This window comes from uncultured Streptococcus sp. (assembly GCF_963511325.1).
Classification (GTDB): Bacteria; Bacillota; Bacilli; order Lactobacillales; family Streptococcaceae; genus Streptococcus.
In genome coordinates, this window is the sequence record NZ_CAUPII010000003.1 from 34,773 (window position 1) to 53,465 (window position 18,693).

Here is an 18,693-nt window from a genome sequence, read left to right on the forward strand (position 1 = left end):
GAAGTTGAGACCGCATCATCTCAACTTCACTTTGTAATTATTTTTTCTTAGTTCTCAAATCCCACTCCGCCTGTAATCTGGGTAATGAGGTCTAAATGTTCTTTGACGGTAACTTATTGCAGAATTTCAGTAATAGTGACTTCTATTTCTGACTTTAAATCATAAAATCCTATATGTACGCTATTCTTGTATATCCAAAACAGGTCTAAATTGGAATAATATTCTTATAGCTCAAATAATTCTTAAATTATTATCCGTCTTGAAGATTACACTCCTCAATGTATTCTAACCATGCATCAATATTAGGTAGAACTTCCCTTTGTTCCCATCCTGAATCAGCAAAGTCATGAATTATATGCACTAGAGTACTATCAACATCTTCAAAACAGGCGATATCATCATTATCACCTCTCCTTGCAAATGGATATAATGTTCGCTCAGGATATCTTGTTTGAAGACCTCTAAATCTCCTAACCGTTTCTTCATCGTTCATCAAGTACCAAACACCAAAATCAACGATACCTTTAGAAACTAAATCTTTTAATTGTTGTGGATAGGAAAAAAAAGAATGATTAAATGTAAATGGCATGAATTAATTCCTCCGTTCTAAGTCGTACGAACCGTATGGATTCAAGGTTCGAAAAGATGATTTTTGCTTACCAACACGTAACTGAACTGCTTCTCCCCAAGTTGAAGGTGTACCAGCAGGAGTTGTAAGTCTATCTATAAATTGTTCTGGAAGAGGATCCGTATATTGATGTACTCTAGCCGTAGCAGCAATCCCAGCTCCTCTAGCAGCTATAACCCTTGTATTATCAATAGTTGTTAACTTACCATCAGGCATATTCACAACATCAATTGCATCTCCTTTCCAACCATTAGATATCATACTAGATTGTATAGAATCGGCTCCATTAACAGAACTTTGACTAAACCTAATGTTGTAGGGATTAATTTGTGATATTTTATCTGATGGTGCTGGCAAGGCAAGTGGTTTACTAGTCGGCCCAGGCAATGCTAGTTGCTGAACAGGGGTTACATCTTTGCGTGGTCTCGTGATCGGTACATCCCCTGATTTCGGCTTCGTCGTCACCACATCAGCCTTAGGAGCCTTCTTAGGAGACACACTACCTGCTCCGTTGGTAAAGGTGTTAAAGGCAAAGTTCATAGCGACTGTTTGACCAGTAATCTTATTGCCTGTGGCCAAATCAATACCTGTATCAATCGCAGTCTCAACCGCAGATTCCACTCCAATCTTGGCAACTTGTCGAACTGCTTGATTGCCAATATTTTGGGTCACATTAGTTGCTAGACCAGCTCCTGCTCCCATCAATTGACCGCCAATAAGACCTGAGATAGCACCCGTTCCTGCTCCTTTGGCAATCGAACCAACCAATTCCCAACCACGTTGGCCAGAACTATAGGCATCATATCCTGAGATGATTGCTCCAGAGGCTGCACCACCGATAGCCATCGCTACGGGGGCTCCAAGACCTCCAGTCGCTACGGTAAGAGCAATACCGACACCGATAGCTCCCGCAGTTACGGCAACCTTCTTCCAGTCGACATTTCTCACGAAATCAACGACTTGATTCTTGATCCGTTCGGCTGTTGTACAAACATGTTTTAAGGTATTCTGCAAGGCTGTTCCCCAGTTTCGGAGGAGATTCTTTCCTTCTCGGATGGTTGGGGAAGAGCTCAAGCCTGTTGCTAGGGCATAGGCAGACCGAACCACTTGTTGGCGCTTAGCTTCTATCTGTGCTGCCGCTTGCTGGTATTTCGTTTGTACATAGTCGCGGGCACTATTGTAGGTCGTTTGAACCTTATTCCACTGTCTGCCAATCCAATTCGATGCACGGTTAACCTGGGTGCTGACCCAGTTAACACCTCTATCAATCTGTCTACCAACCCAATTCGACGCTCGGTTAAATTGGGTGTTTGCCCAGCTGACTCCTCTACTAATTTGTCTACCAGCCCAATTAACGCCTCTACTAATTTGTCTGCCAGCCCAATTAACTCCTGACTTAACATAGTTCCAGCCTTTTTTGATACTGTTCCAGAAGTGTCCACTCGGGTCTGTATAGTTAACAGGGTTGTTCTGCACATAGCTGTAGCGGTTCTGGCTGAGAGGGTCTGTTTCCTCCCCTGGGTAGCTATCCTCGGTTAAGAAAGTACCTCCCTGACTATCATAATACCTTGCGCGTAAATAGTCAAGTCCAGTATCATCACGGGCTTCGCCGTTATAGGCAAAGGGATTTCCTGTCGTGTCTGTGCTTGTCTTTCTTGCCCCATAGAGATGATAGCGACTGGATGAGACGGCTTGTCCATCCTTGGTCAAACCTGTCACAGAGCCCAACTGGCATAGGTCACTTCTCCCTGATCCGGTAGGTTACCGAGTTCTGGTGGGTTGACAACGATTCCCTCCTTAGTCACTGTAAGCAACTGATCCTTTAAGTCATAGATGTAACATAAAACTCTCGAAGAAATCCTTCCTCGAGAGTCTTTGCATGTTTCTATCACAACAGAAGAGGTTAATTTAAACAATTAGTACGATTCTAGTTAAGATAATCATGTAATTTAATTTCTCTTTTTAAGTTTTTCAAAAACATTCTAAGCAAATTATTTCTGAGAACTTTTCAATTTATTAACTTAAATAAATAATTAAATTCCTATAGTCTCAGATACTAAATAACAATCACTTTTCCAACTTGAAAATAAGAGGAAATTTCTCAGAAATTACATCTATCCCAAAATTAATACCAATTACTTGATAATGGTGAAAAGTTTTGAAATATACTTGTTGTAATTTTTCTCTTAACCTAGTATTCTCATCTAACCTTTATCACTGTGCAATATCGGACCAAAAAGGAATTTGGGGTAAATTAGATAGATTTGTCTCTCTGCTTACTGTGATTCCATGAAAATAATCAGTTAGGCTTTTTGAATAATAAATGATATCTGAACCAACAATTGAAAATACAGGCGAAATTGGAGTATTACATGATGCAATATACCTATGACCAAAAATGGGCAATAATGTTGGGGAATTCATTAAACGACTTAGTATTTCTCCTTTTGTAAGTTCTAAATTACTTGGAGCTTCTCCCCAATTATCGCTCCAATCAACATATTCTATTTCTTCTGCTATATTTTCTTTTATTACTTGTATATAATTACTCAACACCTTAACATTCTGAGGTGAAAAATCACTCCAATCATACCAGTTTTCAGGAAGTTCCTCCATATTTCCATAAACTTTTTTAAATTCGTCAGGTAAATAAACGCTATAAATTTCTTCTATCTTTCTAAATGTTCTATTATTAAATTTCTTTGACATTATATTCCCCTTATTTTATTCTTATAAAAGTTTGATAGTGATCTTGAGTATACCATATGGATCCATCTTCACCTATAACAATTCTTTCCATTCCTCTTCGCACTCCTTTTTGATATGGATGAACATCGTACTCTTTATAAGTAATTCCATCGGGAAGGAGTTCTTCACCATCTAAAGGCTCATTTTTATAAACTTTTCCTCCTTTAAATCCATCTGGTGGATTACCCTTATTGTTTTTAATCTGTGAAATAGTATCTTCAACATATTGAGGAATTTTATTAACATCTTTGACATCATCTACTTTATCCGCCACACGAGCAGCGTCTGATGCCTTGTCCGCTGCCTTTGCAGCTTTCGAAGCATCTTTAGCTTTATCAGCTGCCTTTGTAGCTTTTGAAGCATCATTGACTACGTCTACTGCATCGAGTGCTTTTTCAAGTTTCCTTAATTTGCCAGCCTTAGCTATAGGAAAGAAATTACTTGCAATATCAACAGCTAACTCTGCACCTGCCGCCCAACGATTTGCGTCTTCGCCCGTTAGTGGATCTTTCCCTGTAACTAAACGTTCTCCATTATTCCAGCCTATGAATTCAGCTGCTAAAGTTGGAAGTTTAGCTTTATTTTCTTGGTTAAACTTCGCAAATTTTACATTAGAGGCATAGGCATTTTCCTCAGGAGTCATTGGGGGAGCCTTTAGATACTCCTCTAATGTCATCCTATCAATTCGCTCTTTCTGATCCGGTCTAAGTCCATGTCTTGCCGCATCTTCATACTTTCTAAAGTCTGCGACAGATGGAACTTTATTTTCTCCCTTATCGGAGGCACCAGTTGTTTTTGGATCACAGACATGTTTTAAGGTATTCTGCAAGGCTGTTCCCCAGTTTCGGAGGAGATTCATGCCTTCTCGGATTGTAGGGGAGGCCTTAAATCCTATTGCCACAGCATAGGCAGTACGAATTGCTTGATAGTGTAGTTCTTGAATACGAGCTTGTGCTTGCTGGTATTTCGTTTGAACATAATCGACTGTACTATTGTAGGTCGTTTGAACCTTATTCCACTGTCTGCCAACCCAGTTAACACCTCTATCAATCTGTCTACCAACCCAGTTAATGCCTCTATCAATCTGTCTGCCAACCCAGTTAACGCCTCTATCAATCTGTCTGCCAACCCAATTAACGCCTCTACTAATCTGTCTGCCAACCCAATTAACGCCTCTACTAATTTGTCTGCCAGCCCAATTAAGACCTGACTTAACATAGTTCCAGCCTTTTTTGATACTGTTCCAGAAGTGCCCACTCGGGTCGGTATAGTTGACGGGGTTGTTCTGCACATAGCTGTAACGGTTCTGGCTGAGAGGGTCTGTTTCCTCACCTGGGTAGCTATCCTCGGTTAAGAAAGTACCTCCCTGACTATCATAATACCTTGCGCGTAAATAGTCAAGTCCAGTATCGTCACGGGCTTCGCCGTTATAGGCGAATGGATTCCCTGTTGTATCTGTGCTTGTCTTTCTTGCTCCATAGAGGTTATAGCGACTGGATGCGACGGCTTGTCCATCCTTGGTCAAACCTGTCACAGAGCCTGATTGGTTGGTCAAATAGTTGTAGCTGTCACCTGTTTGGTTGTTGAGGTAGCTAGCTCGACCCTGACCATAGCTATAGGTCACACGAGCCTTGCCATCATGATCATAGGTTTCGAGGACTTCTGTATGTTCACGATTGACATCGTTGACATAGTTGCGTTCCTCGTAGTAGTTGTAGGTATCCTCTCGTGTGGTGTAAGGGATCAGGACATCCTGAACCTGACTGGCATAGGTCACTTCTCCCTGACCCGGTAAGTTACCGAGTTCTGGTGGGTTGACCACGATCCCTTCCTTACTTGCTCGATCCTTAGCCACTTTCTGGTGATAGGCTCTCGACACATCGTCAAAGATACTGTGCCAGATGCTTCCTACTGTCTGTGGTAGGGTGGATAGAGCTTGGAGGACATTCTGACTAAAGCCATACCAGAAGAGGGAGTTTTCTTCCCCACTTGGGGCTGTATATGGCGACTTACGACCTGACTTGCTTTCCTTTGGCTTGCGTTGGAAGAGTTGATATGTGTTCTTGCCTTCCTTGCGACTAGCAGTGAAGACACGATTATCATCTCCGTCGTAAAGTGCAGCCATGAGAAGACCCTTCTTGTCCTTGATCGCAAGCAAGCGGTTCTCTGTATCGTAGATATAGTCTAGCTTCTCTGAGTTCTTCTCAGAAGCGATGCGATTGCCATTCTTGTCGTAGGTATAGGTGATAGTGCCATCTGGACCTTCTAGTTTGGTCAAGCGGTTATGGTCATCATAGGTAAAGCGTGTCTGGCTCTCCTTACCATCGACTGTCTCGTTGCTGGTCAATTTATTGCCGGCTAGGTCATAGGTGTAAGAGAGCTTGGAGAGTTCCTTACCAGATGCATCCGATACGGTCATATTTTCCACTTGACCCAGAGTATCGTAAGTATAGGTATGGACTAGGGTTTCGCCATCCTGCTTGATGGTTTCCTTGGCGATATAGCCACCATCATCATACTCATAGCCGTAGCTGGAGATGAGTTTGTCCTGCTTGTCCATGTGACGGAGTTCGGTGAGGCGGTGAGCCTTGTCATAGGTCAAGAAGCTCTTGGTTCCATCTCCTCGATTAACTTCCGTCAGATCCCCTGCTGGGTTGTAGCTATAAGTGGTCTGTTGTCCCTTGACATCTGTCACGGAAGTGAGACGATCCAGTTCATCGTAAGTATAAGAGACTGTGCTACCATCTGGGTAAATCATCTTCGAGATATTGCCATAGGCATCATACTCGTACTGAATCAGGCTACCATCTCCCTGACGAACACCCGTGATCTCGCCTTCTTCGTTGGTCGCGTACTGACTAGTTCCTGTCAGGTCACTCATAGACACCCGACGACCATCCGCATCATAGGTATAGAGGACTTGACCATCTTGCTTTTCAGAATACTCCACCTTGAGTAGTTGATCTAGCTTGTTGTAGTCGTAGCTAATGGTTTTCCCATCGGACTTGGTTACTTTTTCGAGCTGGTTATTGACATTGTAGGTATAGGTCTCCTTATCTCCTAGACTGTTCATGCGCTCCACTAGATTGGAAAGCTGGTCATAACTGTATCTTGTGACCTTGCCATTTCCATTCGTAACCGAAGTGACATTGCCCACACTGTCGTAGGTATAGCTAGAGGTAGAAGCCTTCTCTCCACTTCCTTGTGTCGCTGTAAGCAACTGATCCTTTAGGTCATAGGTGTAGGTCTTGACACGCTTGCTTCCGGATGTGACACTGGTGAGGTTGCCATTGGCATCATAGGTCATACTTGCGACGCCGCCAGCTTCATCTGTGATTTTCGTGAGATGGTTATCGTGGTCATAGCCATACTTAGTCCACTGGCCTGCCGTATCGCTTTCTGAGGTGAGGCGATTGAGGCTATCATAGGTCCGCTTGGTTACTTGACCGAGAGGATTCGTCTCCTCAAGGAGATTACCGTTCGGATCATAGGTATAGGTCGTTTCGCGCTTGCCATTGATGGTTCGTTTGGTTACCTGACCGACTGGGTCATAGCTTGATTCTACTGTTCGACCAGTTGGCGTTTTGATCGTTTTTAGTTGATCAAGGGTCGTATAGTCAAAAGTGGTTGTAGCACCTGACGGCTTGATCAGTTTGGCTAGGTTCCCCGCTTCATCGTAGCTATACTTGGTTTCAAGGTCAAGGGCGTTCTTAGCCGTTAAGAGACGACCAACCTTGTCATAGCTATAGTGATTGCTTCGATCGGATTGGTCTGTCTCTTGCACCAAGTTCCCAGACACATCATAGCTATAGGTTTTCGATAGTCCCTGTGGACCTGTTTGCTTGGTGAGACGTCCCAAGGCATCATAGGCGTAGGTGTATGCTGCCTCATTTGGTAAGGTGCGTTTGGTCACACGACCATAAAGGTCATTGACATAGTTGGTGCTATGACCGTTGGCATCTGTTTCTTTTGCCAAGCTACCTGTAGTGTCATAGGCATACTGATCCTCTCCACCTGTTGGACGTTTCTTACTGCTGACACGGTTCATACTGTCATAACTGTAGGTCGTTGTATGTCCTTCGCCACTCGTTTCGCTCAAACGATTTCCCAAAGCATCATAGCTGAAGCTTTGCTTGCTTCCTGTTGGAGCTACTGTTTCGATGATTCGTCCTAATGGGTCGTACTTAAAGGCTGTCGCTTGACCATTTGGATCTGTATAGAGTACCAATTTTTTATTGGCATCATAACCATAGCTACTTGAATGGCCATTGGCATCGGTCATTTTAGAGAGGTTGCCAAGGACATCATATTCGTAAGTGGAGGTATTGCCATCGGCATCCGACTCTGTCACCACTCGGTTGAGAGCATCGTAGCTATACTTGGTTTCACGTTTCAGATGATCGACGATCTTAAGCAGATTGCCGTTTTGATCATAGTGATAAGTCTTGGTCTTACCTTCTTGGTCTGTTGAACTTGCGACATTGCCCATGACATCATAGGTAAAGGTTTCGCTGGTCTTATCTGCGTAGACCACCTTAGTCAGTTGGTTGTCACCATTATAGCTATATTGGGTAACCTCACCCAAGCTGTTGGTTAAAGTGAGACGATTTCCTGCCTTATCGTAGGTGTAGGTCTCATTGAGATCCTGATTATCTTTTTTGTTCACTACTCGGTTGGCGGCATCGTAGCTGTACTCTGTTACCAAACCACTAGAATGCGTCTGCTTGATGAGACGATCAAGGGCATCGTATTCTTGTCTTACGGTAGTTCCGTCTGGAAGAGTCACTTCTTCCAGTTGAGCCGTTGAGGTATAGGTCATATTAGTGACATTGCCATTGGCATCGGTGACCTGAATCGGATAGCCCAGTTCATTATAGGTATACTGAGTCTTACCACCCAAGGCATCTGTCAATTCTGTCAACTGTTCCATCTGGTTGTAGGCCATCTTAGTGACATTGCCTAAACCATCTGTAATACTGGAAACTTGATTTTGGCCTGTATAAGTCGTGCTAGCAGTATAGCCTGCCGCATCTGTAAGACTATTTTGATTGCCATTGGCATCATAGGTCATGCTGGTGCGGTGACCCAAGGCATTGGTTGTTGCGATCAGGCGCCCTGCCTTACTATATTCATAAGTCGTTTCTTTTCCAAGGGCGTCTGTCATGGACAGGATATTCCCCATCGCATCCAACACATATGAAACACTGCTACCATCTGGGTAAGTCACACCTGTCACATTTCCCGATGCATCATAGGTATAGCTGGTAGTCTTTTTCTGTTTGGTTTCGCTAAGTTTATTTCCAACACTGTCATAGGTGTATGTCACTGTCTGACCTGCTTCATCGGTGTAAGATAGCACACGACCCATGATATCATAAGTAGTCTCTGCCTTTGTACCGATTGGGTAAGAAACTGAGGTTATATTTCCTGCTGCGTCATAAGTATTTTGAGTAACTTGACCTAAAGCATCTGTGATGGTTTTAACGGCATTGTTTCTATCATCATAAGTCAAGCTACTGCTATTACCTGCTTCATTAGTTCGAGTGACAATTCGACCCAGCGCATCACGAGTAACGGTAGTCGTTTGACCTGAAGCATTGGTTTCTGTTAGGAAACGACCCTTACTATCATATGTATAGCTAGTAGTGTGTCCTTCTGCATCAGTCACGGAAAGCTGGTTTCCAACACCATCATAAATGTAACTATAGGTTCCACCTTCTCCATTCGAAGCACCGATTTTACGGCCAAAACCATCATAGGTGAAGGTAGTCGTATTACCATTGCCTTCTGTCACAGCTGTCACTTGACCGGCCTTATCAAAAGTATGGCTCGTCCCAACACCATCGGCATCTTTTTCGCTCAGCTTGCGACCTTCTGCATCATAGGTGAAAGTCTTGGTCCCACCGAGAGGATTCGTAATGCTAGTGACTTGATTGTGTGCATTATAGGTAAAGGTTGATACGCCTCCCAAAGGATTAGTGAGGCTTACCAGATTCGCACCTTCATAGGCAAAGGAAGTTGTATGCCCCGCCGCATCTGTTGTAGACAAGATGCGCCCTTGCTGATCGACAGTATAAGTAATCTTAGACCCATCTGGCAATGTTGTCTGGATTAGATTGCCATTGGCATCATAGCTATGAGCTGTTGATGCACCACTAAAGTCAGTGAGAGACAGAAGATGGTTCTTCTCATCATAGCTAGAAGTTTTTACCGCACCGTCGAAACGCGTTTCTGTCAAGGTGTTTCCACTGCTGTCATAGGTGTAGCGAGTTATTTGCCCCGCTTCATTCGTCACGCTTGACAGACGGTTGTTTTCATCATACGTTTTTGAGACACTAGTTCCATCTGCATAGCGAATGCCAGTTGTACGATATTGCTCATCGTAAGTATATACGGTTTGATTGCCATTTCCATCGGTAGTGATTGTCTGACCTTCACTATAAGAAAGAGTTGAAACAGCACCTGCACCATCTGTTTGCTTGATGACACGATTTTCCTCATCGTACTCGTTTTGGATAACCTTGGTCCCATTTCCATCATACCAGGCTGTCATACGTCCCTTATCGTCATATTCATAACGAGTAGGAACTCCCGTAGCGTCCGTATAGGTAATCAAATGACCATTCGTGTCATATTCATAGGTCAAAGTTGAACCATTAGGGATTTGAATCGCACCAATATAGCCATCTGTATTATAGGTGATATTATAAACCAAGCCTGTAGGAGATGTGATCTTGGTCAGCTGGTAATTTTCATTATAATCAAAGCTTGTTTTATTGCCTTTTTCATCTGTCTGACTCGTTAAGAGACCGTGATAGTTGAAAATTTTCTCTTGATGATTGTGATCAACAACTCGGTATTCCTTAACATCATAGTCTTCTTTTTCGTCTCCGCCAAAGTCCCCCTTCTTCGTTTCAACTGTTTTTACTTCGAGAGTAAGGTCATAACCGCTTGGAGCACGATAGCCATCTCCATCCTTCGCAAACTTAAGGATAGAACCGTCTGTACGAGTATAGTAAAGATTTTGGTCTTCATCGCTCGACAACTGTTCATTAAAGGCAAATGACCAACCTCGACCAAAGAGACTATTGATGCCTGCTGCTTTAGAATTATAGGCGCGAGTAATTTCAAACTTCCCGTCAATATCTGTGATAGAAACATCTGTTCGATCTAGGTAGAAATTACCCGTGTTTAGATTGATAGGTTCAAATCCAAACTCACAGTGAAGACCACGACCCATTAAAAGCCTGTCTATTTCTGCCTTGGTATTAGATGTCAAGGCTGGTGGATTATAAGGTTTATCAACATTCTTTCTTGGATTACGAATAAATAGGGTGTTGTTTTGCACAAGCATCATATCTTGGATACGATTATCGTAAGCAAGTTGATTGAGTGGTACTCCATAGTATGCCGCAATCTTTGGAAGGGTATCAAACTGGGTAACTTTGTAAATCAAGAAAGTATCACTTGATTTTTTACCACTAGTTTGACTATCCTTTTTACTCTCTGCGTCAATCGTATAAACCTTGTTTAGTTCAGGTTCTGTGAAAGGAACCTGTGTCTGCCAGTTTGAAAGTTTATCTTTATATTTGGTCGTTCCCTTTTCAAATGCTGCATCAAAGAAACTACTATCAGGGTATTTGTAAGAAAAACTTGCAGAGCTTTGTCCCTTGTAGTCTTTCGCAGTATCACTAAGATTGTAATCAACCTGAGCACCCGGCGTTGTCAGACCATCCGCAAAGACTCCCTGAAATTGCAACTTTCCTTTCTTATCTGTCTTCACCATTGTCCGAAGATTGATGGTTGTGTTCCCTATTGGATAATTAACATCAACTGGATCTGGAACGGACCAATTAATCGTCAAACTTGGAGCCTTGTCTGGAGTAAATCCAATCTGTCCTGCATTTTCTGCCGTCGCTTCGGTTGTGTAGAAAGCACCACCATCTGAGCCTTCGTCGGTTGCAGCTACAACTAGACCATAGTTTGGTTCCAAACCTTGAACCCATGCATTCACAGTCTCACGGATATCAAAGTTATGCATTCCAATCTTCTTACCACTAGTCGCGTTTTTTCCTGCAATTTCCATATCAAGGCCCACAGAAGTATCCCATGTGAGGTTATTGATATCGAAGTCTTGTTTCAAGCGATAAGCTGCAAACTGGGTTGATTGAGAATCTGGTGCCGTATATTCATAGATGTTTAGACTCGCACTATCAATACGCGCTTCCTTAGGAATACTCTTTTGAAAATCGTAATTAATCTTAAAGTACATCCTCGCGCGTCCGACATCACGAACACCTGGAACACCAGCCATTCCCATCATTTCAGCGGTCATATATCCAACATAACCATAGGCATAACCTTGGTATTGCCCATGTACAGATGAGGTAACAATGTCAAGAATTTTTTCTCGTGGAACTGTTACAGTCGGGTCTATCCGAACAGGATACTTACGTTCAGAATCAGACAACCACTCTTTACTAGCTGTGACTGTCACTTCATGACGCCCATCCCCTTTTTTCAATCCAAGGGTTAAGGCATTACTTGTAGCGCCTACACTATCCACCATCATTGGGGCAGTTAGTACAAAGAGGATCTTCGTTTCCCCCTTTTCACGGACAAGGATTTGATTGTCTTTCAAAGAAACATCATACTTAGATGCATCCAAACCATAAGTAAAGGAGTTCTTCCCACCCCACTCGGCTAAGATGATTTCTTCTTTGACTCCATTAGACTGTACCGTATATTGCACATCTGTTTTGCCATCAACATTGTTATATAAGATCGCATTCTTTTCTACAGTTGCTTGTTCGTATGTCTTATCAAGCGGATACAAAGAAATTTTATCATCCTTATGAGTAATATCAATGGGAGTCTCTTTTTTGACTTCGCTCGGAAGAACTACTCCTACTGGAGATTCTTTTGGTAGATAATAATGCTTCCCATTAGCATGATAAGAATATAGAGATAAATCTACAGGAACTTCTACCCCTTCTTTATCAATATATGTTTTGATATCACTACCAATATGCGTCACAAAGTGAGTATCATCAACCCGAAACAGTTGTTCTTGCCCACTAACCGCTACTGGTGCCCCGTATTGTTTTTTCAGCTCTGCCTCTTCCTTACTCTCTCCATTGGCCACTTTGGGCTGTTGAAGGGCGTCTCCTCCATCTTTTACTGGTTTTGATGAGGCTTCAGCACTTGTCGATCCTTCTGTATTCGCATTTTCAGAACCAACAGTCTGGCTACTCGCCTCTGTAACAGATTTTTTATAAGTTTCCTCAGCCTGGCCTTGTTTAATTGCTTGGTTTATTTCTTCCGCATAGATCAACGGCATATTAGAAACAAACAAACTCAGCAATAATAACCATTGTATGGACTTACGCAGTCTTTTCATCGGCATTCTCCTTTGTAAAATAAATAAAATAATAAAGTGTAAAAATTAAAATAAGAGCATCGCCGATGGATAAAACGAAAGAACCTAGTATTGGGAACCAAACAGCAATAGCTAAACAAAAGGCGACAATAAGCATGGATACCAGAACAGGTAGTCGCAATTGATCTACCCTACTTTTAATTGGTAAAGCTTTGTAAATACTAACCAGACTATAGGATAAGATTACTTTAAGAAAAGTTTGTACAATTGTAGTAAATGCCCAGATAGCAATCTTGACATGGCCATATTCCAAACTTGTATGATCGTATAAAACTTGACCCAAACCTCCGATGAGGATGCCACATAAAATTGCACTAAACAAGTAAATCAGAATAGTGTGATTTAAACGTTTATCTGATCGGTACTGCCTATAAAACCAGATTGTTATTGGAAAAATAAGAACTATTCCTATTATTAAAAATAGTAGGCTGAATAAGGTTAGAATGAGTGATAAACCTTCCTCGACTATCACAGGAGAAATCGCACCTGTAAATAGAAGGCGTTGCCCCACTCCTAAAAACAGTAAGCCGATAGCTAGTCTCCAAAACCTTGAGAGTCTTAATATTTTCATTATTCACTTGTCCTTTCTTTAACACTTTTTAAACGAGCAGTAACCACAAATCGTTGATCATTTCCAGTAGCATCACAGGTTGATAAGATTAAAAATCGATCTTTTTGAGGGTCAGTAGCAATCTGACGATAGAATCCCCCATAGTCTGATGTTCTTATCTGTAATGTTTCTAAATAATATCTGAGGCCTTCTCGACTTCCTAATTTGAATGTATGAAAAAGATGATCATCTGTATAAGAGTGAGCTGCCATCACCTCATATTCAAAATGTTGAGTCAAGGTGTCAATCGTAATACGTTCATGCTCCTTAAAAAAAGCTGGCTTCGCAAAATAATCTAAAGACCCAAACATCGAATCATCTAACATAGCATGTCCGTAGATAATCGTGACAGGATCTTCAAATGTTTTTTTGTTAACCAGCTCTGTAAATATAGCGCCATAATAGGTCTCTTCACCATCTATATCATGAGAAAGGTAATAAGCATCATCCCTTGGATGCTGAGCAACCGGGTAATCTATTCGAGTCCCTTCAACTGTTAGCCAAGCAAAGACATCTGGATTCTGATGAAACTTCTTCTCAACTGCGTTTTGAGAATGTTGTTCCACAGCCATCTGTTCAAGGCCATCTAAGACTTTTAAACCTAAAAATAACACCACAATTATTATAATTAGTGATAAACTAAACTTCAAAATTTTCATGTGCTCGCTCCCATACTATCATTGTATCAGAAATCTGTATGCTTTGTAAATCCATTTTTTGTATAAAACGCCTTTTTGTTACAATATTTAGGAATTTTTGTATTCCCCTATTGTAAAATGAAGCCTAACAGAAAAGATAGGTTCATCTAATATACTAGAATTACAAAACTCTATAATAAACGATGGATATGTTTATTTTTTGTTCTGATCAAAATTATTCATACAAACTCTGATTTCAAATTTATGCATCAGAAAGGATTGAAGCTTTTTGAAAGAATTCGTTACATTGACCCACTCAAAAAAAGAAATCCAAAATACTCCTAGCTATAAATCTGTAAAAATTTATTAAGTTATCTCAATAGACTTTAAAGATACTTAATTAACCATACGGACTAATTTGTCACGCTTGGCTTGACATTGCAAAAAAATTTCTTTCTCTTTTCAAAAATCCCGACTTGTGATAAGATAGGCTGGTATGCGTTTAGATAAATTATTAGCCCAGGAAAAAATCAGCCGTAAGGCCATGAAACAAGCTCTTTTGAAAAAAGAAATCTTTGTAGATGGACACGCTGCTCGTTCCCTTGCACAGAATGTTGATACTGGATTACAAGAGCTGATTTTCAAAGATAAAAAAATCCAAGGATATGAACACACCTACCTCATGCTCCACAAACCTAACGGAGTCGTGACGGCAAGCAAGGATAAAAAACTCCCAACTGTCATGGACCTTCTTCCTCAGCATCTCCAGTCTGACCAACTCTACGCCATCGGCCGTCTGGATCGGGATACGACGGGTCTCCTCCTCTTAACGGATAATGGTCCCCTAGGTTTTCAACTCCTCCATCCTCAGTATCATGTGGATAAAACTTACCAAGTAGAGGTCAATGGGCCACTGACTCCCGACCATATCCAAGAGTTTAAAGATGGGATTGTTTTTCTTGATGGAACTATTTGTAAACCTGCTCAGCTTGAGATTCTATCTTCAAGCCCTAGTCTCAGCCGAGCCACCATCACCATCTCTGAAGGGAAATTTCATCAGGTCAAGAAAATGTTCCTCTCAGCCGGTGTCAAGGTCACTGCTCTCAAACGAGTTCAATTTGGAGATTTTATATTGGACCCTGAACTAGCAGAAGGTGACTTCCGACTTCTAAACTCACAAGAATTGGCAATCATTCGTGACTTTCTTAGAAAAAGTGGTTAAAAAATGAGGTTGGGACAAAAGATCCCGACCTCACTTTTTATTAGCAATCAAACTTTGACGCGGTTGCTGATTGAACTTTTTGTTCGTCTTTTAGACTCCAAAAAGCTCCTAATCATCCTCGCGGGGCTGGGACTACGAAATCGAGACTTTGTCTATCGATTTCTGTCCCACCGCCATTTCTTATTTTTCAACTTTTACTTTCCCTGTCCAAGAATCCAATCCGTAAGAGAGGATATAGATTTCTGAGAAACCTTGTTTTTTCAAGAAAAGTGCTGCGTTTGTGACACGTTGCGCACGTTGGTTTTCATAGAGAAGGACAGGTTTATCCTTGCGAAGAGCTGCAAGACTTGTCTTCAATTGATTTGAAGGAATATTACGAGCTCCGAGGATATGTTTTCTGTGGAAGTCAGCTGGATCACGCAAGTCAATCAACTGACCTGTACGAATCAAAGACTCAAACTCTGCATTGTCTACAATTTTCGCTGCACGACGAATGCGAAGGTAGTTGTATCCCATCCAAGCCAACATCGCTACAATAAGTCCCCATAATACCCAAGTTACCATATTACCTAATCTCCATTTTTTTCTAAATAGTCTAATTCTAGTTTGTGCTCTCTGCGCAGAACAGCCTCCGCTTCAAGATAATCCAGCTTGTCCATCAAGCCTGCATCATAGATTCGAGATAGCTCGATCTTCATCAGTTCAATGTCATAGAGACGTTTTCCCATGTAGACAATGATACCAAACTGTTTGAGAAATTGTTGCACATCATAGAGTGTTTTCATAGCTTTCATTTTAGCAAATAATCAGAGTTTTTTCAATAGTTCCCATGGAAGACTATTTTTACTGCTTACTAATTTTCTTGATACTCCGATATAGAAGATACCCAGCAATCATTCCAACAAAATTCTGCAACAAATTGTGAGGGATATCTGTTAGGGCTGCCCCCAAACCTTTCATCCAAGAAGTCGCACATGCATATCCAGCTACCATAAGAAAAGTTGCCAAAACCAATCCAAGCCACTGCCATTTTCCTTTAAAACCTGCAAAGTAACCCTGCAAGCCATGGAAAAGCAAGCTGAAAAACATCCAATGAGGATAACCTGAGATTAGGTCAATAATGAAACCTCCTAGACCTCCGACAATAGCTCCTTCCCGTTTTCCATAATAAAAAGCAGTAAAGAAAATACCAGCATCTAGTAGAGTTAAGATTCCTGTTTGGGTTGGGATTTTGACAATATAACCTAAAACTACCGATAGGGCAGTTAGTATTGATAATAGGGCGATTTTACTTGTTTTGGTTTGCTTCATACTGTCTCACTCCATATTGATCTGCTTGTGCAATGGCACGGTAAACAAAGGCTTTGGAAGTTTCAATTGCTGGTAATAGTTCCTCTCCCTTGACTAACTGACTAGCAATACTTGATGCAAAGGTACATCCTGCACCAGCATTTTGTCCTTGGATAACTGGATTTTCAAGAATCGTGAAATTCTCCCCATCATAAAAGACATCCACAGCCTTATCCTGACTGAGGCGATTTCCACCCTTGATAATCACTGCTGGTGCACCCAAGTCATGTAATTTCTGCGCTGCAGCCTTCATATCTTCCAGACTTTCAATCTTTTGGCCTGCAAGCAACTCTGCCTCAGGAAGATTCGGAGTAATCACTGATACATAAGGGAAAAAGCGAATCAACTCTTGACAGAGCTCACTGACTGCAACGTCGTGCGTTTCCTTACAAACCAATACAGGGTCCAAGACTACTGGAACTCCTAATCTTTCCTTAATGAAATTCAATGCTTTTTCAGCAACACCGACTGTCGGCAAGAGACCAATCTTAATCCCTCCAAAGTCTACACTTTTCAGGCTATCCAACTGTTGTTGGAAAATAGTCTCATCCGTCGGAAAGACTTCAAAACCATTTTCTGTCAAAGCAGTCAAGCAGGTCATGGCTACAAATCCATGCAAACCATTCAAAGTATAGGTGGCAAGGTCAGCAGCCAGTCCACCTCCACTAAAAATATCATTTCCTGAAAGTGCTAAAATACGATTATTCTTCATAACGAATCTCCTTCAAATACAAACCATTAGGCGCTGCAGTTGGACCTGCCAACTGTCTGTCTTTTTTCTCCAAGATGAGGTCAATCTGTTCAATCGGCATACGGTTGTTACCAATTTTCAGCAGGGTTCCGACCATATTTCGAATCTGCTTATAGAGGAAACCATTGCCTGAGAAGGTAAAGGTCAAAAACTGCCCTGTTTTATCAACCCTAAGACTAGCTTCTGTAATCGTCCTAACCTTGTCCTCCACGCTAGTTCCTGATGCTGTAAAACCAGTAAAGTCATGCGTTCCTTCCAGTTTTTTTACAGCAAGCTGCATCCGCTCCACATCGAGTGGATAGGGATAATGAGTCGCATAATGGCGACGCATAGGATTTTTAGGACGTCCTCTATCCACGATAAACTCGTAGGTCTTGCTATGCTTGGCATAACGGCAATGAAAATCATCGGCCACAATCTCAATCGAAATCACATCGATATCTTCAGGGCTTTGGGTATCGAGAGCAAAGCGAAGTTTCTCCTCATCCATCTGATAGGGAAGATCAAAGTGGATGACCTGTCCTAAAGCATGAACGCCACTGTCCGTTCGCCCAGCGCCATGAATGGTAATAGCTTGTCCTTTATTTAATTTGGTTAAAGTTTTTTCAATTTCCTCCTGAACACTACGCGCATGAGGTTGCCGCTGAAAACCAGCAAAAGCGTAGCCATCATAGGAAATGATTGCTTTATATCTAGTCATGTATCTATTTTATCAAGAAAATTTCTCTGCAACAAGTTTGAAAACCAAAAATTGTACGGGTACAGTTCTTGGTATCATCTAGTCCCTACCTAGATTTTCTCATTATGTATTTTCGTTCTGGAACTTCAATGGTTTGAACAATTTCAAATCCCTCTTTTTGGTAGAGGTCTCTAGCTATTTGATTTGACTCAAAAACCGTTAGGGAAATACTTTCTATTTCTTCATTTTCAAACATTTCTTGAAGAAAGTATTGAAAAGCTTTTCTACCTAATCCTTTCCCCTGCTTATGTGGAGCTATGAGAAATCTTCCAATATGAAGATTTTTATCTTCTAGTTTGATTTTCTGGATGATGCCTACAAACTCTTCTCCAACAAAAATGGAAAAAATCCCTTCCATCTTTTGCAAAGATTGGGCAATCAAGGGATAAAAAATCTTTGGTCCCATCCATTGTTTCTGAAAACTTTCTCCCAAAGCATTAGACCACTGACAAATGAGTTGGGCATTTTCTAACTGAAGTCCTTTTTCAAAGTGAATTTTCATATTTGTTCCTAAAACTTCTCCTACATCCAACTATTATACTCTTTCTCTTATTTTTTCCGAATAAAT

At 41.4% G+C, this 18,693-nt stretch carries 13 protein-coding genes; 1 reads left to right on the forward strand and 12 read right to left on the reverse strand.

Going from position 1 to position 18,693, the window contains the following annotated elements; genetic code table 11:
• Positions 1 to 250: 250 nt before the first annotated feature.
• The 6 genes from RQ973_RS01585 to RQ973_RS01610 form a co-directional block, all read right to left on the reverse strand.
• Positions 251 to 589 carry a hypothetical protein gene (locus RQ973_RS01585; protein WP_153225051.1) on the reverse strand — a complete coding sequence of 113 codons (339 nt, stop codon included), beginning with the start codon at positions 587 to 589 and terminating at the stop codon, positions 251 to 253.
• Positions 590 to 592: 3 nt separating this feature from the next.
• The gene (locus RQ973_RS01590; protein ID WP_311522578.1) at positions 593 to 2,347 is read right to left on the reverse strand and encodes an RHS repeat-associated core domain-containing protein; all 1,755 of its coding nucleotides are present in this window, start codon (positions 2,345 to 2,347) and stop codon (positions 593 to 595) included.
• A gap of 495 nt (positions 2,348 to 2,842) precedes the next feature.
• Positions 2,843 to 3,337 (reverse strand): hypothetical protein, encoded by a 495-nt coding sequence (locus RQ973_RS01595; protein ID WP_000037407.1) that lies wholly within the window; start codon positions 3,335 to 3,337, stop codon positions 2,843 to 2,845.
• 10 nt (positions 3,338 to 3,347) lie between these two features.
• Entirely contained in the window at positions 3,348 to 12,776 is a 9,429-nt protein-coding gene (locus RQ973_RS01600) for a DNRLRE domain-containing protein (protein WP_311522531.1), read from the reverse strand.
• Positions 12,760 to 13,386, reverse strand: coding sequence for a hypothetical protein (locus tag RQ973_RS01605; protein WP_281335326.1), 627 nt, complete (start codon positions 13,384 to 13,386; stop codon positions 12,760 to 12,762). Before RQ973_RS01605 ends, RQ973_RS01600 begins: the two co-directional genes overlap by 17 nt.
• Entirely contained in the window at positions 13,386 to 14,084 is a 699-nt protein-coding gene (locus tag RQ973_RS01610; RefSeq protein ID WP_281335325.1) for a class B sortase, read from the reverse strand. Before RQ973_RS01610 ends, RQ973_RS01605 begins: the two co-directional genes overlap by 1 nt.
• Positions 14,085 to 14,559: 475 nt before the next feature.
• On the opposite strand from RQ973_RS01610, the gene RQ973_RS01615 reads away from it, so the two are divergent.
• Complete coding sequence (locus RQ973_RS01615; protein ID WP_311522532.1) at positions 14,560 to 15,285, forward strand: pseudouridine synthase; 726 nt, start codon at positions 14,560 to 14,562, stop codon at positions 15,283 to 15,285.
• 180 nt (positions 15,286 to 15,465) lie between these two features.
• Here RQ973_RS01615 and RQ973_RS01620 read toward each other — a convergent pair whose 3' ends face one another.
• From RQ973_RS01620 to RQ973_RS01645, 6 genes are all read right to left on the reverse strand, one after another.
• Positions 15,466 to 15,849: a rhodanese-like domain-containing protein gene (locus RQ973_RS01620; protein ID WP_049548145.1), complete on the reverse strand. Its 384-nt coding sequence runs from the start codon at positions 15,847 to 15,849 to the stop codon at positions 15,466 to 15,468.
• 5 nt (positions 15,850 to 15,854) lie between these two features.
• Positions 15,855 to 16,079 (reverse strand): YqgQ family protein, encoded by a 225-nt coding sequence (locus RQ973_RS01625; protein WP_000646475.1) that lies wholly within the window; start codon positions 16,077 to 16,079, stop codon positions 15,855 to 15,857.
• 49 nt (positions 16,080 to 16,128) lie between these two features.
• Positions 16,129 to 16,596 (reverse strand): ECF transporter S component, encoded by a 468-nt coding sequence (locus RQ973_RS01630; RefSeq protein ID WP_311522533.1) that lies wholly within the window; start codon positions 16,594 to 16,596, stop codon positions 16,129 to 16,131.
• Complete coding sequence (locus RQ973_RS01635) at positions 16,574 to 17,347, reverse strand: bifunctional hydroxymethylpyrimidine kinase/phosphomethylpyrimidine kinase (protein ID WP_311522534.1); 774 nt, start codon at positions 17,345 to 17,347, stop codon at positions 16,574 to 16,576. Before RQ973_RS01635 ends, RQ973_RS01630 begins: the two co-directional genes overlap by 23 nt.
• On the reverse strand, positions 17,337 to 18,086 hold the full coding sequence (gene truA / locus RQ973_RS01640; protein ID WP_311522535.1) for a tRNA pseudouridine(38-40) synthase TruA: 750 nt from the start codon (positions 18,084 to 18,086) through the stop codon (positions 17,337 to 17,339). Before truA ends, RQ973_RS01635 begins: the two co-directional genes overlap by 11 nt.
• Before the next feature lie 85 nt (positions 18,087 to 18,171).
• Positions 18,172 to 18,627 carry a GNAT family N-acetyltransferase gene (locus RQ973_RS01645; RefSeq protein ID WP_311522579.1) on the reverse strand — a complete coding sequence of 152 codons (456 nt, stop codon included), beginning with the start codon at positions 18,625 to 18,627 and terminating at the stop codon, positions 18,172 to 18,174.
• Between the last annotated feature and the right edge of the window lie 66 nt (positions 18,628 to 18,693).

Excerpts from the sequence above, each read along its gene's own strand:
- RQ973_RS01615 (WP_311522532.1), top strand. The coding sequence starts at position 14,560 with ATGCGTTTAGATAAATTATTAGCCCAGGAAAAAATCAGCCGTAAGGCC.
- RQ973_RS01635 (WP_311522534.1), bottom strand. The coding sequence starts at position 17,347 with ATGAAGAATAATCGTATTTTAGCACTTTCAGGAAATGATATTTTTAGT.
- RQ973_RS01600 (WP_311522531.1), bottom strand. The coding sequence starts at position 12,776 with ATGAAAAGACTGCGTAAGTCCATACAATGGTTATTATTGCTGAGTTTG.
- RQ973_RS01645 (WP_311522579.1), bottom strand. The coding sequence starts at position 18,627 with ATGAAAATTCACTTTGAAAAAGGACTTCAGTTAGAAAATGCCCAACTC.
- RQ973_RS01585 (WP_153225051.1), bottom strand. The coding sequence starts at position 589 with ATGCCATTTACATTTAATCATTCTTTTTTTTCCTATCCACAACAATTA.
- RQ973_RS01595 (WP_000037407.1), bottom strand. The coding sequence starts at position 3,337 with ATGTCAAAGAAATTTAATAATAGAACATTTAGAAAGATAGAAGAAATT.
- RQ973_RS01620 (WP_049548145.1), bottom strand. The coding sequence starts at position 15,849 with ATGGTAACTTGGGTATTATGGGGACTTATTGTAGCGATGTTGGCTTGG.
- truA (WP_311522535.1), bottom strand. The coding sequence starts at position 18,086 with ATGACTAGATATAAAGCAATCATTTCCTATGATGGCTACGCTTTTGCT.
- RQ973_RS01625 (WP_000646475.1), bottom strand. The coding sequence starts at position 16,079 with ATGAAAGCTATGAAAACACTCTATGATGTGCAACAATTTCTCAAACAG.
- RQ973_RS01610 (WP_281335325.1), bottom strand. The coding sequence starts at position 14,084 with ATGAAAATTTTGAAGTTTAGTTTATCACTAATTATAATAATTGTGGTG.
- RQ973_RS01605 (WP_281335326.1), bottom strand. The coding sequence starts at position 13,386 with ATGAAAATATTAAGACTCTCAAGGTTTTGGAGACTAGCTATCGGCTTA.
- RQ973_RS01630 (WP_311522533.1), bottom strand. The coding sequence starts at position 16,596 with ATGAAGCAAACCAAAACAAGTAAAATCGCCCTATTATCAATACTAACT.